The sequence below is a fragment of the Actinoplanes palleronii genome (assembly GCF_016862315.1).
GTDB classification, from domain to species: Bacteria; Actinomycetota; Actinomycetes; order Mycobacteriales; family Micromonosporaceae; genus Actinoplanes; species Actinoplanes palleronii.
The window spans coordinates 1-11,853 of record NZ_BOMS01000161.1; the positions used below are offsets into that span (position 1 = coordinate 1).

The following is an 11,853-nucleotide window of genomic DNA, read 5'->3' on the forward strand; positions in this document are numbered from 1 at the left end:
TCACCCCTGAGAACCAGCCACGCGCCGTGAGTGTTCAGCGCTCCGCGAGTGGAGCCGGGCCCGGGGTGAACTCCCGGAGGTAGGTCTGGCCGGCCATCGCCGCTCCGAAGATGTGCTGCGGCTCTTCCTTGATCAGCTGGAATCCGCGCCGCAGGTAGATGTGCCGGGCGCCGACCAGGGGGTCCGTCGTCCACAGCCGCATCCGCTCGTACCCGGCGTTCACCGCGAACTCCATGCAGGTGTCGGCGAGGCGGCCGCCCAGCCCGAGCCCGCGCGCGTCCGGATGCACCAGTAGCACCCGCAGCAGCGCGGTGCCCGGCTCGTCCGCCGCCGTGCACATCACCGACCCGACCCGGCGGCCGTCCCGCTCGGCGATCCACCCGGCCTCCCGCCCGGGGTCGTGCCGGTCGGCGAAGTCCGCGACGATCCGGACGACCATCCGCTCGAAGCCGGCGTCCCACCCGTACTCCGCGGCGTAGAGCTCGCCGTGCGCCTGCACCACCCAGCCGAGGTCACCGGGCACCCCGAGCCGCCGAATCGTCGTGTCCATCACGCCACCTCCGCCACTGAAACACTCGTTTCAGTCGGATACTAGCCCGATGGCGGACACCACGGCAGCGCCCTCGGCACGCCACACCGAACTGCTCGAACTCGCCTACGCGTACGTCCGCGGGCACGGCCTGACCGACCTGTCGCTGCGCCCGCTGGCCGCCGCGATCGGGTCCAGTCCGCGGGTGCTGCTGTTCCTCTTCGGCAGCAAGGACGGGCTGGTCCGGGCTCTGCTCGCGCGGGCCCGGGCCGACGAGCTGGATCTGCTGCGCCGGGTGCGCGAACAGACTCCGCCGCTGTCCGGGTTGCCGGCTGCCGGCGTACGGATCTGGGCCTGGCTCAGCGATCCGGTCCACCGCACGCTGCTGGTCCTGTGGCTGGAGGCCTACGCCCGGTCCCTGGTCGAGCCGTCCGGCCCGTGGTCCCGGTTCGCCGCGGACACCGTCACCGACTGGCTCGACGTCCTGGCCGCGGCCCAGCCCGCCGCGGACCGCGACACCCCGGCGGCGCTGGCCCGTCGCACCGCCGTGCTGGCCGTGCTCCGCGGCGCGCTGCTCGACCTCCTGGCCACCGGCGACCTCGCCCGCACCACCGCCGCCGTCCACCAGCAGCTCCACGACTGATCCGGGCGGCGATCGACCGGCCCGCCGAGCCTCCGCCCGGCCGGGCGCGGGCTCTCAGAGCAGCTCCGCGTCGTGCACCAGCAGGGCGATCTGGACCCGGTTGTTCAGGTCCAGCTTGGTCAGCAGCCGGGACACGTGCCCCTTCACCGTCGGCAGGCTCATCCGCAGCCCGGTGGCGATCTCCGCGTTGGACCGGCCGCCGCCGACCAGCACGGCGACCTCGGTCTCCCGGTCGGTCAGGGCGGCCAGCCTGGTCCGGGCGCCGGCCCGGCGGGTGCTCGCGGCCGGGTCGGCGACGTGGTCGATCAGCCGCCGGATCGCGGTGGGGGAGAGGATCGCGGCGCCGGCGGCGACCGTCCGGACCGCTGCCAGGATCTCCAGCGGCGGGGTGTCCTTGAGCAGGAACCCGCTGGCGCCGCCGCGCAGCGCCTCCAGCACATACTCGTCGACGTCGAACGTGGTCAGCACGATCACCTGCGGCGCGTGCGGCCGCTCGCGGATCCGCCGGGTGGCGACGAGCCCGTCGACGCGCGGCATCCGCACGTCCATCAGCATCACGTCCGGCCAGTGCGCCTCGGCGACCCGGACCGCCTCGGCGCCGTCGCCGGCCTCGGCCACCACCTCGATGTCCGGCGACCCACCGGTCAGGATCCGCAACCCGGCCCGCACCAGCGGATCGTCATCCACGACCGCCAGCCGAATCGGCCGCCCCGGCCGCACCGGATCGCTCCCCGAACCCCCGGCACCCGAGGTGAGCCGTGGATCCGAGGCGGCTCCGGCACCCGAGGCGGCTCCGGCACTCGAGGCCGGCCCGGTCACCGCTGCTCCGCGGGCAGATCGGCGGGATCCGCCGGCCAGGGCAGCGCCGCCTCCAGGCGGAACACGCCGTGCTCCGCGCCGTACCGGTACGTGCCTCCCGCCAGTGCCACCCGTTCCCCGATCCCGACCAGGCCCAGGCCACCGGCACCGGCGGCGGGCCCGCCGGACACCGGGTTGCTGATCGTGATCCGCAGGTCCCGGCCCGGAACGCCCTCCACCCGCACCGTCGCGGCCGGCGCCGAACCGTGCTTGCCCGCGTTGGTCAGACCCTCCTGGACGATCCGGTAGACCGCCCGTCCCACCACCACCGGCGGCCCGCCGCCCGGCAGCACGCTGTCGAAATCCACCGCCATCCCCGCCGCCCGCACACTGCCGACCAGGTCGTCCAGATCGCCGATCCCCGGCTGCGGCGGCTCCACCAACCCAGCCGGCATCCCCGACCCGGACAACTCACCCGGGCCGCCCGGCGCGCCGAGCCCAGCCGACTGTCCCGCCCCAAGGCCCGCCCCCGCATCCCGGCCGGATCCCGCGCCCACCACCGCCCGCAGCTCCTCCAGCGCCTCCCGGGCACTCCGCCGGATCGCCCCCGCCGCCACCGCCAACTCGTCCGCCCCCAAAGAAGCCGCCCCCGATGAAGCCGTCCCGAATGAAGCCGCCCCCGATGAAGCCGGCCCCACCGCGGCCCGCACCTCCAGCGCCCCCGCGTGCAGGCTGATCAGCGACATCCGGTGCGCGATCACGTCGTGCATCTCCCGGGCGATCCGCGCCCGTTCCCCCAACCGGGCCTGCTCCTCGCGCAGTTCCTGCTCCGCCTCCAGCCGCGCCGCGTGCTCACGCAGCGACGTGGTCAGCCGTCGATACGCCCGCACGAACGACCCCCACCCCAGCGCGGCCATCGTGACCACGCCCCGGACCACGAAGTCGACCCAGATATCCCGGGCCGGCCGGTCCTGCAGCAGGAAGTAGATCCCGCCGGTGGCCACGTTGACCGCGCCGAGCAGCAGCACCGGCCGGAACGGGAGCCGGATCGCCGCGGTGAACAGCGCGACCAGGATCGGCCCGGTCACCGCCACCGAGATCGCCCCGAACGGCAGCAGCAGCCCGGTCACCAGCAGCGGATGCCGCCGGCGGACCAGCAGCGCGCCGGCGCCGGCCACCCCGAGCGCCAGGTCGGCCTGCCACGGTATCGCCGCGTCCGGCCGGGCCGCGTCACCGAGCGTCATCATGACCGTGCCGTAGCCGAGAGCCAGGACGATCGCGATCGTGTCCGCGAGGCCCCGGGGGCTGCCGGCCTCCGGGACGAGCAGGCGCAGGAGCATGCCCGCGAGCCTAGGACGCACCGCCCGCCGCACGGAACCTTCCAAAGTAGGGTCGCCGCGCCTCCCTGAGCCGGATGCCCGGTCCCTCCCGCGTGGACGACCGTCGGCGGCATGCTGAAAATCGTCGTCGCCCTGCTTCCCGCGGCAGTCTGGGGCGCGCTCGCCGCGCTGTGGACCCCGCGCGGCCCCCTGACCGCCACCCAGGCTCTCTGCTCGATCGTGATCAGCGCCGGCGTCGGCTTCGGCGCCGGGCGGCTGCTGCGCTCCCGGTGGCCGATTCTGACAACCCCACTTGTGTACGTCGTGAGCCTCGAACTGACGCGCCTCCCGGTCACCGGTCCCTCCGTCGACCTGCCGCACGCCAGCCTCTTCGGCGTGCTCGCGCTGATCACCGGCCGGGGTGTGCACGCGCTGCTCGCGGTGGCCCCGATGGCGCTCGCCGCGGCGTACGGATGCGGTCTTCGCCGGCGACGCGGCCGGATCCTGGGCCGCGTGGCGATCCTGGCGCTGCTGCTTCTCGCGGTGGGGGTGGCCCTCCCGGCGCGCACCGCGGCCATCCCCGGGGGCATCGCCGAACTGACCCGGGTGGAGGTGAACGGGCACCGCCTCGGCCTGATGATCCGCGGTCGTGATCTGAACCGGCCGGTGCTGCTGTTCGTGCCGGGCGCCCCGGGCGGCTCGGAGGCCGTCGCGATGCGGGCCCACCTGCCCGCCCTGGAGTCGCACTTCGTGGTGGCCACCCTGGACCGGCGGGGTGGCGGCGCGTCCTACCCGGCCCTCGACCCGACCTCGACCGTCTCCCCGCAGGACGAGGTCGCGGACATCCTGGCGGTCACCGATCATTTACGGACCCGCTTCGCCCGCGACAGGATCGTGCTGCTGGCGCACTCCGGTGGTTCGCTGCTCGGCGCGCTCGCGGTCCGGCAGCACCCGGAGAAGTATTCCGCCTACGTCGGCACCGGCCAGGGCGTCGACGTCGAGGCCAGCGACCAGCTCTTCTACGACGACATCCTGGCCTGGGCGAAGTCCACCGGGGACTCCGGCACGGTGCGGACGCTTCAGCGGCAGGGCCGGCCGCCGTACCGGGACTTCTGGTCCTACGAGCCGTTCCTGCTGCACGAGAACGAGGTCTACGGTCAGCGGTCCGCGCCCCTGGAGATCGCCGGCCCGGAGTTCACGCTGCTGCAGAAGGTGCACACGCTGACCGCGATGATGGACACCTGGTCGGCGCTGTATCCCCGGGAGCAGGGCCTGGACCTGCGGCGGGACGTGCCCGAGCTGGCGGTGCCGGCCTATTTCGTCCAGGGCGAGCGGGAGATGCGCGGCCTGACCGTGCTCTTCGACCAGTGGTATGCCGCGCTGCGGGCACCCGCCAAGCGGCTGGTGGTGATCCCGGGCGCGGGCCACCGGGTGATGTTCGAGGAGCCGGACCGCTTCGTGACCGCCCTGACCGGCCTGCTGGCCGCGTGACGCTCACCCCGCGCCCGCGCCCGGGCGCGGCCCTGACCAGAGCCGCTCCGGGCGCGGGGTGAGCGGCCGGGCGCGGCTGGTCAGACCAGGGCGAGACCCGGATCCGGGTCGGGCTCCGGGGTCGGGCCCGGGATCTTGTACTCCTCGGTCAGCGTGGTCATCGGCCCGGGCCAGGTCGCCTGGGCCACCTCGATCGGCTTGCGGGTCTCGTCGAACGCGACGTGCAGCAGGTGCAGGACCGGGGTGTCCGGGCGGATCTGCAGGATCTCCGCCTCCTCACGACTGGGCTGCCGCGCGGTGATCGTGTCGGTCGCGGACGCGTAGCGCCGGTCGAGCACGTCCTCGGCCTCCTGGTAGAGCGGCCGGCCGAACGACTCCGGGCGTTCCAGGCTGGTGCCGCTCGCGTCGGTGACCCGGAACCAGGACGCGCCGAGCTCCACGGTGGCGTCGTCGGCCCGGACGATGTGCCGCCGGACCAGCAGTTCGGTGCCGTCCCGGACGCCGAACGCGTCGGCGACCTCCGGCGGCGCGGGCTCCCGGCCGACGCCGACGAGCTGCTGGCGGTACCGGGCGGCCAGGTCGGCGTGGTAGCCGCGGTGGGCGCCGTACCGGCCGCGGGACAGGCGGTTGAGGCGGCGGCGGGTGCCCCGGACGTACGTGCCGGAGCCCGGTTTGGTGATCAGGACGCCCTCGACCCGGAGCTGGTCGACGGCGCGTTGCACGGTCTGCTTGGCGACGCCGAACATCTCGGCGATACCGGGGATGGACGGCAGCCGCTCACCCGGCTGCCACTCGCCCCGGCGGACGCGCTCACGCAGCTGAGATGCGATCTGCCGATGCGGGAACTCGGCAGCGCCCGGATTGATCGTCATGAGGAACCTCCAGCGGCAAGCGGCTAGGTTCCTAGGATGCCTCACGGGTGGCGGCGTGGCGAGCGCGACACGCATGAGCGTGCCGGGGCATCGGCATCGGGACCGCGGCACGCGTGGGCGTGCCGGGCGTCGGCGTCGCGGGCGCGACACGCGCGGGCCGGAAATGAAGTGGGCCGCCCCGGCCGGGGCGGCCCACTTCAGAAGATCACCAGGAGCCGGCGGTGGGGCCGGCCGAGCCGCCCCGGCGGCGCAGGTACTTCTCGAACTCGCTGGCGATCTCGTCGCCGGTCAGCGGCTGGATCCCCTCGTCGCCGACCCGTTCCTCCAGCTCACGAACGTATTCGCCGAGCTCGGCGTCCTGCTCGGCCGCGGTGCGGACCCGCTTCTCCCACTCGTCGGCCTGCTCGGCCAGGTCGGCCATCGGCACCGGCAGGTCGAGCACGTCCTCGATCCGGCTGAGCAGCGAGAGCGTCGCCTTCGGGCACGGCGGGTTGTTGGCGTAGTGCGGCACGTGCACCCAGAACGACAGCGCGTCCAGCTCGGCGCGGGACGACGCCTCCTGCAGCACGCCGACGATGCCGGTCGGCCCGTCGTAGCGGGTCGGCACCACCTTGTACTTGTCGGCGATGTCCCGGTCGGTGGCGCTGCCGCTGATCGGCAGCGGCCGGGTGTACGGCACGTCGGCCAGCAGCGCGCCGAGCAGCACGATCTGGGTGACCTCGAGGCTGTGGCAGATCTCCAGCACCGACTCGCAGAACGTGCGCCAGCGCATGCTCGGCTCGATGCCGCGGATCAGCACCACGTCCCGGTCGCTGCCGGGCGGGCTGGCCACGGTGAACCGGGTGGTCGGCCACTCGATCTTCCGGGTCTCGCCCTCGGCCATCGTGATCGTCGGGCGGCTCACCTGGAAGTCGTAGAAGTCCTCCGGGTCGATGGAGGTGACCTCGCGGGCCTCCCACACCGTCTCGAGATGTTCCACGGCCGCGGTGGAAGCATCCGCAGCATCGTTCCAGCCCTCGAAGGCGGCGATGGCCACGGGGGAGCGGAGCAGCGGTAGGCCGTCGAACTCAGTCATGAGAGACAGCCTACGTGCGGTGCCGGAAGCGCACCCGGCGGCCGCGCCGTGACGCGGGTCCGTCGCGTCCCAGCTCGTGACGGGTTTTCGGCATGAAGCCGGGTGAATCCGCGCATAATTCCGGGCATGACCAGCCACGTGGATCAGGTGCTCGGTCCGGCCGACGACACCGTCTCGTTCATCCAGCCGCGCGGCATGGTCTACGTGACCACTCTCTGGGTGGCGGCCGCAGGGTGGACCGTGGTGCTCGCCGTCTACCTGCTCTGTTCGCTGCTCTTCGGGGCCCGTCCGGGCGCCGCCGACATCGCCTTCTACGCCGAGTCGGCACTGATCGTCCCGGTGATCGTGGCGGCGGCGGTGCTGCTGGTGCTCTATCGGCGGCTGGGCTGGCTGCACACCTCGGTGCACGGCATCGACTTCGCGGCGACCGGGCGCAAGGCGGTGCATCTGCCCTGGTCCGGGATCGCGTCGGTGGGCCTGCACGGGTGGGGGCCGTTCACCGAGCTGGTGATCACACCGATCGATGCGGACTACGCCCAGGTGATCGAGGGCCCGGGGCTGGCCGTGCGGATGCGGCACCGGGGCGCGGAGACGTCGTACGTGATCGATGTCGGCCTGATGTCGCCGGGACCGGAAGTCCTTCTCGCGGAGCTGCACCGCCGGATTCCCTCGAAGGTTTGACGCGCGCCGCAGGCGCCGTCTAAGGTCATTAACCGCTCCGTTAATTAACGGGAGGGTTAAATGACCGACCGGCTCAGCGTGATCTTCGCGGCCCTGGCCGATCCGACGCGTCGCGCCATCCTGGCCCGGCTCGCCGAGGGTGAGGCGACCGTGACCGAGCTCGCCGAGCCGTTCGACATCAGCCTCCCGGCGATCTCCCGTCACCTCAAGGTCCTGGAGAACGCCGGTCTGATCTCGCGCAGCCGTTCCGCGCAGTGGCGCTCCAGCCGCCTCGAGGCCGAGCCGTTGCGCGAGGCGACGGCCTGGATGGAGCGGTACCGCCGGTTCTGGGACGCGAACTTCGCACGCCTGGACGCCCATCTCAAGCGCCTGCAGGAGGAGAAACCATGAGCGAGCTAGTGATCACCCGGATCTTCGACGCCCCCCGCCCGATGGTCTACCGCGCCTTCACCGACCCGGACCAGCTCGCCGCGTGGTTCGGCCCGGTCGGCTGGTCGGTGCCCCGCGACACCGTCGACGTGGATGCCCGGGTCGGTGGCAAGCAGGTCTTCACCATGGTCAACGACGCGGACCCGTCGATGGCCTCGCCGGTCAACGCGGTCTTCACCGCGGTGGTCGAGAACGAGCTGCTGGTCGGCGAGGAGGACGTCAGCCACATCCCGGACTTCGGCGCCGCCAAGCTGGTCATGCGCCTGGAGTTCCACGACGAGGAGGGCGGCCGCACCCGCCTGGTGCTCACCCAGAGCCCGTTCCCGGCCGAGATGGAGACCGGCGCCCGCGAAGGCTGGGGCAGCAGCTTCACCAAGCTCGACAAGCTCCTCGCCTAAATCCAACCCTGTGTGGGGAGTAAGGGCGCGCTCCGCACCCAAACTCCCCACGCTCGCGGTGTGACCCCCTTGCGTGGGGACTTGGGGTGCGGAGCGCGCCGTAACTTCACACGCTCGTGGTTGACGCCCGTTGCGTGGGGAGTTGGGGTGCGGAGCGCGCCGCAACTTCACACGCTCGCGGGTCAGTCGTGGGCGATGGCGGCCAGGACGTTGAGGCGGGCGGCTCGGATGGCCGGTACCACCGCGGCGATGATGCCGACCAGGGCGGCCAGCGCCAGGTAGGTGCCCATCCGGCCCCACGGCAGCACCAGGGCGGTGATGCCGTCGTCCTTCAGGGCCCGGGTGACCGCCGCGCCCATGCCGGCGCCGACCACGACGCCGAGCAGTGCGCCGAAGACCGAGATCACCACGGCCTCCACGGTGATCATCCGCATGGTCTGTGCCCGGCCCAGGCCGACCGCGCGGAGCAGGCCCAGCTCGCGGGTGCGCTCCAGCACCGACAGGGCCAGGGTGTTGACCACGCCGAGGACCGCGATCAGGATGGCCAGTCCGAGCAGGATCTGGATCATCGTGATGATCTGGTCGAACTGTGCGGCCTGCTGGTCCACGAACGTCGCCGAGTCGGTCGCGGACACCTCAGGGCTGTCCGCCAGCAGCGCCTTGACCTGCGGCAGCACCGCCGAGACCGCGACACCGTCGTCGAGCCGGACGAAACCGACGGTCGGCTGCGCGATGCCGAAGTCCTTGATCGCCGCGGTCGGCAGGAACAGGTTGCCGGGCAGCGCGTCGTCCGGGTAGACGACCGCGACCGTGTAGGTGTGCGGCTCACCGCGCGAGGTCTGCACGGTCACCTGGGAGCCCGTGTGCCAGCCGTGCTCGGTGGCGTTCGGCTCGCCGATCGCGATCTGGTCGGCGCGCAGGTCGGTCAGGGTCGCGGCGGCCCCGGTGGTCCGGTACGCCTCGGTCAGCCCGTGGAAGTCGTCGGTGGCGCTGGCGTACTCCTGCTTGCCGTCGGCCAGCACCAGGTCGCGGTAGAGGCCGGCCGCCGCCCGTACCCCGGGGATGGTCTTGGTCTTGTCGAGGACCGCCGGATCGTACGTCGGCGGCCGCGCCCCGTTGTCGTCCCCGCTGATCATGATCTCGGCCTTGAGGATCTCCGAGGCGGACGCCTTGAGGCTGCTCTTCGCCGAGTCCATCACCACTGTCACGCCGGTGACCAGGGCGATGCCGACCATCAGCGCGGCTGCCGTGATCGCGGTCCGGCGCGGGTTGCGCCCCGAGTTGAGCCGTCCCAGCCGGCCCGGCACCGACCAGGCGAACACCCGGCCGAGCGCGCTGATCACCGGCTTGCTGATCAGCGGGGTGAGCAGGGCGACCCCGATGAACGACACCAGCACGCCGCCGAGGATCAGCCACAGGGTCGCGTCGCCGGCGTCGGCGAACAGCCCGACGCCGAGCGCGGCCGCGCCGGCCGACAGCACCAGGCCGCCGGCGACGCTGAGCCGGGTCAGCGGCCGGTCCGGGATGCTGACCTCCTGCATCGCGGCGATCGGGGCGATCCGGGAGGCGCGCAGCGCGGGCAGCACGGCGGCCACCACGGTCACCACCAGGCCGACCACGAACGCGCTGAGCACCGCGGAGAGCGGGACACCGACCGAGGCCAGGGTCAGGTCGGCGAACGCGCCGAACAGCGCGGCCAGCCCGGCGCCCGCGCCGACCCCGGCGGCCAGCCCGAGCACCGCCGCGACCAGGCCGATCGCGACCGCCTCGACGAGCACCGAGCCGATCACCTGGCGGCGGCTGGCGCCCATCGCGCGCAGCAGGGCCAGCTCCTTGGTCCGCTGGGCCACGATGATCGAGAAGGTGTTGAGGATCAGGAAGATCCCGACGAACAGCGCCACCCCGGCGAAGCCGAGCAGGATCTGGTTGAAGAAGCTCAACCCCTCCTGGATGCTGTCGGCGCTCTCCTCGGCGAGCTGCTGACCGGTCTTGACCTGGAAGCCGTCGCCGAGCGCGGCGGCCACCCGGTCCCGCAGGACCTCCGGGCTGACCCCGTCGGCCGCCTCGACGACCACCGACGAGAACGACCCGGTCGCCCCGAGCATCAGCTGCTGCGCGACCGGGGTGGTGAACGCGACCTCCTGGGTGCCGCCGATGCTGCTGCGGCCGCCGGAGTAGCCCCAGATGCCGACCAGGGTGAACTGCTTCTTGGGTTCGAGGGTGAGCACGCCGACCCGGTCGCCGAGTTTCAGGCCGCCCAGCTCCGCCGTCGTCGCGTTGACCGCGATCTCGTCGGCGGCCGTCGGGCCCCGGCCGGAGCGCAGCTCCATCAGCCCGTCCGCGCCGGTCCAGTTGCCGCCGAGGCGGGGCGGGCCCATCGAGGTGAGGACCTTGCCGTCGCTGCCGATGACTCGGGCGCCGTCGGCGTCGACCCGGCCGGTGGCACTGCGTACCCCGGAAAGGTCTTTGATTTTGTCGACGGTCGCGGCCGGGAGCGGTGCGGCGACCTCCTCGCCCTCCATCTCGGAGACCGCGACCTTGGGCGTGGCGCTGACCGAGACGTCGGTCGCCGAGAACGCGTCGGCGAAGATCGCGTCGAACGTGCGGTTGAGCGTGTCGGTGACCACGAACGATCCGGACACGAACATCACGCCCAGCACCACGGCCAGGCCGGACAGCACCAGGCGCAGCTTGCGGGCGAGCAGGCTCTTCAGCGTGGCGCGCAGCATCAGAGCATCACCGGGTCGGCGTGCGTGTCCAGGCGCTTCATGGTGTCCAGGACGGTGTCGGCGGTCGGGTCCAGCAGCTCGTCGACGATGCTGCCGTCGGCCAGGAAGACCACCCGGTCGGCGTAGCTGGCGGCGACCGGGTCGTGGGTGACCATCACGATGGTCTGGCCGTGCTCGCGGACCGAGGAGCGCAGGAACGACAGCACCTCGGCGCCGGACCGGGAGTCCAGGTTGCCGGTCGGCTCGTCCGCGAAGATCACGTCGGGGCGGCCCATCAGCGCCCGGGCGCAGGCGACCCGCTGCTGCTGGCCGCCGGAGAGCTGGCTGGGCCGGTGCCCGAGCCGGTCCCGCAGACCGACCGTGTCGATCACGGTGTCCCACCACTGCGGGTCGGCCTTGCGGCCGGCGATGTCCAGCGGCAGCCGGATGTTCTCCGCCGCGCTCAGCGTCGGCAGCAGGTTGAACTGCTGGAAGATGAAGCCGATCCGGTCGCGGCGCAGCCGGGTCAGCGCCTTGTCGCCGAGCTTGCTCACCTCGGTGCCGCCGACGTGCACGGTGCCCTTGTCGACCGTGTCCAGGCCGGCCAGGCAGTGCATGAGCGTCGACTTGCCACTGCCGGACGGCCCCATGATCGCCGTGTACCGGCCGCGGCCGAACTCGGCGGTCACCCCGCGCAACGCGGTCACCTGGGCCTCACCCGAGCCGTAGACCTTCCAGACCTCTTCCGCGCGTGCCGCCGGGCCGCCGGCATTCGTCGCAGTCACGATCGTCTCCCCCTGTGTCGTTCCGGCCTGCTTCATCGGCCGGCCCGCTCAGTCTCTCGGCGGATCCGGCGGCCGGCGTCCGCCCTGTGGAGTAGTCCGACGCGGAGTTTCCGCTGGGGGAGGCC

General features: G+C 72.7%; 12 protein-coding genes. 5 read left to right on the plus strand and 7 right to left on the minus strand.

Going from position 1 to position 11,853, the window contains the following annotated elements:
• Positions 1–34 precede the first annotated feature (34 nt).
• Positions 35–550 (minus strand): GNAT family N-acetyltransferase, encoded by a 516-nt coding sequence (locus Apa02nite_RS44865; protein ID WP_203830587.1) that lies wholly within the window; start codon positions 548–550, stop codon positions 35–37.
• Positions 551–599: 49 nt separating this feature from the next.
• On the opposite strand from Apa02nite_RS44865, the gene Apa02nite_RS44870 reads away from it, so the two are divergent.
• Positions 600–1,172 (plus strand): TetR/AcrR family transcriptional regulator, encoded by a 573-nt coding sequence (locus Apa02nite_RS44870; protein ID WP_203830588.1) that lies wholly within the window; start codon positions 600–602, stop codon positions 1,170–1,172.
• 54 nt (positions 1,173–1,226) lie between these two features.
• Here the strand turns inward: Apa02nite_RS44870 and Apa02nite_RS44875 are convergent, their stop codons facing one another.
• Positions 1,227–2,030, minus strand: a complete 804-nt coding sequence (locus Apa02nite_RS44875; RefSeq protein WP_486303511.1) for a response regulator — start codon at positions 2,028–2,030, stop codon at positions 1,227–1,229.
• Positions 1,988–3,310 carry a sensor histidine kinase gene (locus Apa02nite_RS44880; protein ID WP_203830590.1) on the minus strand — a complete coding sequence of 441 codons (1,323 nt, stop codon included), beginning with the start codon at positions 3,308–3,310 and terminating at the stop codon, positions 1,988–1,990. The genes Apa02nite_RS44875 and Apa02nite_RS44880 overlap by 43 nt, the downstream gene beginning before the upstream one ends.
• 111 nt (positions 3,311–3,421) lie before the next feature.
• On the opposite strand from Apa02nite_RS44880, the gene Apa02nite_RS44885 reads away from it, so the two are divergent.
• Positions 3,422–4,780 (plus strand): alpha/beta fold hydrolase, encoded by a 1,359-nt coding sequence (locus Apa02nite_RS44885; protein WP_203830591.1) that lies wholly within the window; start codon positions 3,422–3,424, stop codon positions 4,778–4,780.
• A gap of 80 nt (positions 4,781–4,860) precedes the next feature.
• On the opposite strand, the gene Apa02nite_RS44890 is transcribed toward Apa02nite_RS44885, so the two are convergent.
• Entirely contained in the window at positions 4,861–5,652 is a 792-nt protein-coding gene (locus tag Apa02nite_RS44890) for a GntR family transcriptional regulator (protein WP_203830592.1), read from the minus strand.
• Positions 5,653–5,857: 205 nt separating this feature from the next.
• Positions 5,858–6,727 (minus strand): PAC2 family protein, encoded by an 870-nt coding sequence (locus tag Apa02nite_RS44895; RefSeq protein ID WP_067687120.1) that lies wholly within the window; start codon positions 6,725–6,727, stop codon positions 5,858–5,860.
• Positions 6,728–6,853: 126 nt separating this feature from the next.
• On the opposite strand from Apa02nite_RS44895, the gene Apa02nite_RS44900 reads away from it, so the two are divergent.
• Genes Apa02nite_RS44900 through Apa02nite_RS44910 form a run of 3 tightly spaced genes read left to right on the plus strand, consistent with a single transcriptional unit; the run spans position 6,854 to position 8,235 of the window.
• Positions 6,854–7,408 carry a hypothetical protein gene (locus Apa02nite_RS44900; protein ID WP_067687117.1) on the plus strand — a complete coding sequence of 185 codons (555 nt, stop codon included), beginning with the start codon at positions 6,854–6,856 and terminating at the stop codon, positions 7,406–7,408.
• A 60-nt stretch (positions 7,409–7,468) separates the two neighbouring features.
• Positions 7,469–7,798 carry an ArsR/SmtB family transcription factor gene (locus Apa02nite_RS44905; protein WP_067687114.1) on the plus strand — a complete coding sequence of 110 codons (330 nt, stop codon included), beginning with the start codon at positions 7,469–7,471 and terminating at the stop codon, positions 7,796–7,798.
• A complete protein-coding gene (locus tag Apa02nite_RS44910) occupies positions 7,795–8,235 on the plus strand; it encodes an SRPBCC family protein (RefSeq protein WP_067687111.1) in 441 nt (146 codons plus the stop codon). The genes Apa02nite_RS44905 and Apa02nite_RS44910 overlap by 4 nt, the downstream gene beginning before the upstream one ends.
• A gap of 182 nt (positions 8,236–8,417) precedes the next feature.
• Here the strand turns inward: Apa02nite_RS44910 and Apa02nite_RS44915 are convergent, their stop codons facing one another.
• Complete coding sequence (locus tag Apa02nite_RS44915) at positions 8,418–10,964, minus strand: ABC transporter permease (protein WP_203830593.1); 2,547 nt, start codon at positions 10,962–10,964, stop codon at positions 8,418–8,420.
• Positions 10,964–11,728 (minus strand): ABC transporter ATP-binding protein, encoded by a 765-nt coding sequence (locus tag Apa02nite_RS44920; RefSeq protein ID WP_067687105.1) that lies wholly within the window; start codon positions 11,726–11,728, stop codon positions 10,964–10,966. Before Apa02nite_RS44920 ends, Apa02nite_RS44915 begins: the two co-directional genes overlap by 1 nt.
• Positions 11,729–11,853 lie beyond the last annotated feature (125 nt).

What these genes read in the sequence shown, in the direction of transcription:
- Apa02nite_RS44865 (WP_203830587.1), bottom strand. Translation starts at nt 550, where the DNA reads ATGGACACGACGATTCGGCGGCTCGGGGTGCCCGGTGACCTCGGCTGG.
- Apa02nite_RS44870 (WP_203830588.1), top strand. Translation starts at nt 600, where the DNA reads ATGGCGGACACCACGGCAGCGCCCTCGGCACGCCACACCGAACTGCTC.
- Apa02nite_RS44880 (WP_203830590.1), bottom strand. Translation starts at nt 3,310, where the DNA reads ATGCTCCTGCGCCTGCTCGTCCCGGAGGCCGGCAGCCCCCGGGGCCTC.
- Apa02nite_RS44885 (WP_203830591.1), top strand. Translation starts at nt 3,422, where the DNA reads ATGCTGAAAATCGTCGTCGCCCTGCTTCCCGCGGCAGTCTGGGGCGCG.
- Apa02nite_RS44890 (WP_203830592.1), bottom strand. Translation starts at nt 5,652, where the DNA reads ATGACGATCAATCCGGGCGCTGCCGAGTTCCCGCATCGGCAGATCGCA.
- Apa02nite_RS44895 (WP_067687120.1), bottom strand. Translation starts at nt 6,727, where the DNA reads ATGACTGAGTTCGACGGCCTACCGCTGCTCCGCTCCCCCGTGGCCATC.
- Apa02nite_RS44900 (WP_067687117.1), top strand. Translation starts at nt 6,854, where the DNA reads ATGACCAGCCACGTGGATCAGGTGCTCGGTCCGGCCGACGACACCGTC.
- Apa02nite_RS44905 (WP_067687114.1), top strand. Translation starts at nt 7,469, where the DNA reads ATGACCGACCGGCTCAGCGTGATCTTCGCGGCCCTGGCCGATCCGACG.
- Apa02nite_RS44910 (WP_067687111.1), top strand. Translation starts at nt 7,795, where the DNA reads ATGAGCGAGCTAGTGATCACCCGGATCTTCGACGCCCCCCGCCCGATG.
- Apa02nite_RS44915 (WP_203830593.1), bottom strand. Translation starts at nt 10,964, where the DNA reads ATGCTGCGCGCCACGCTGAAGAGCCTGCTCGCCCGCAAGCTGCGCCTG.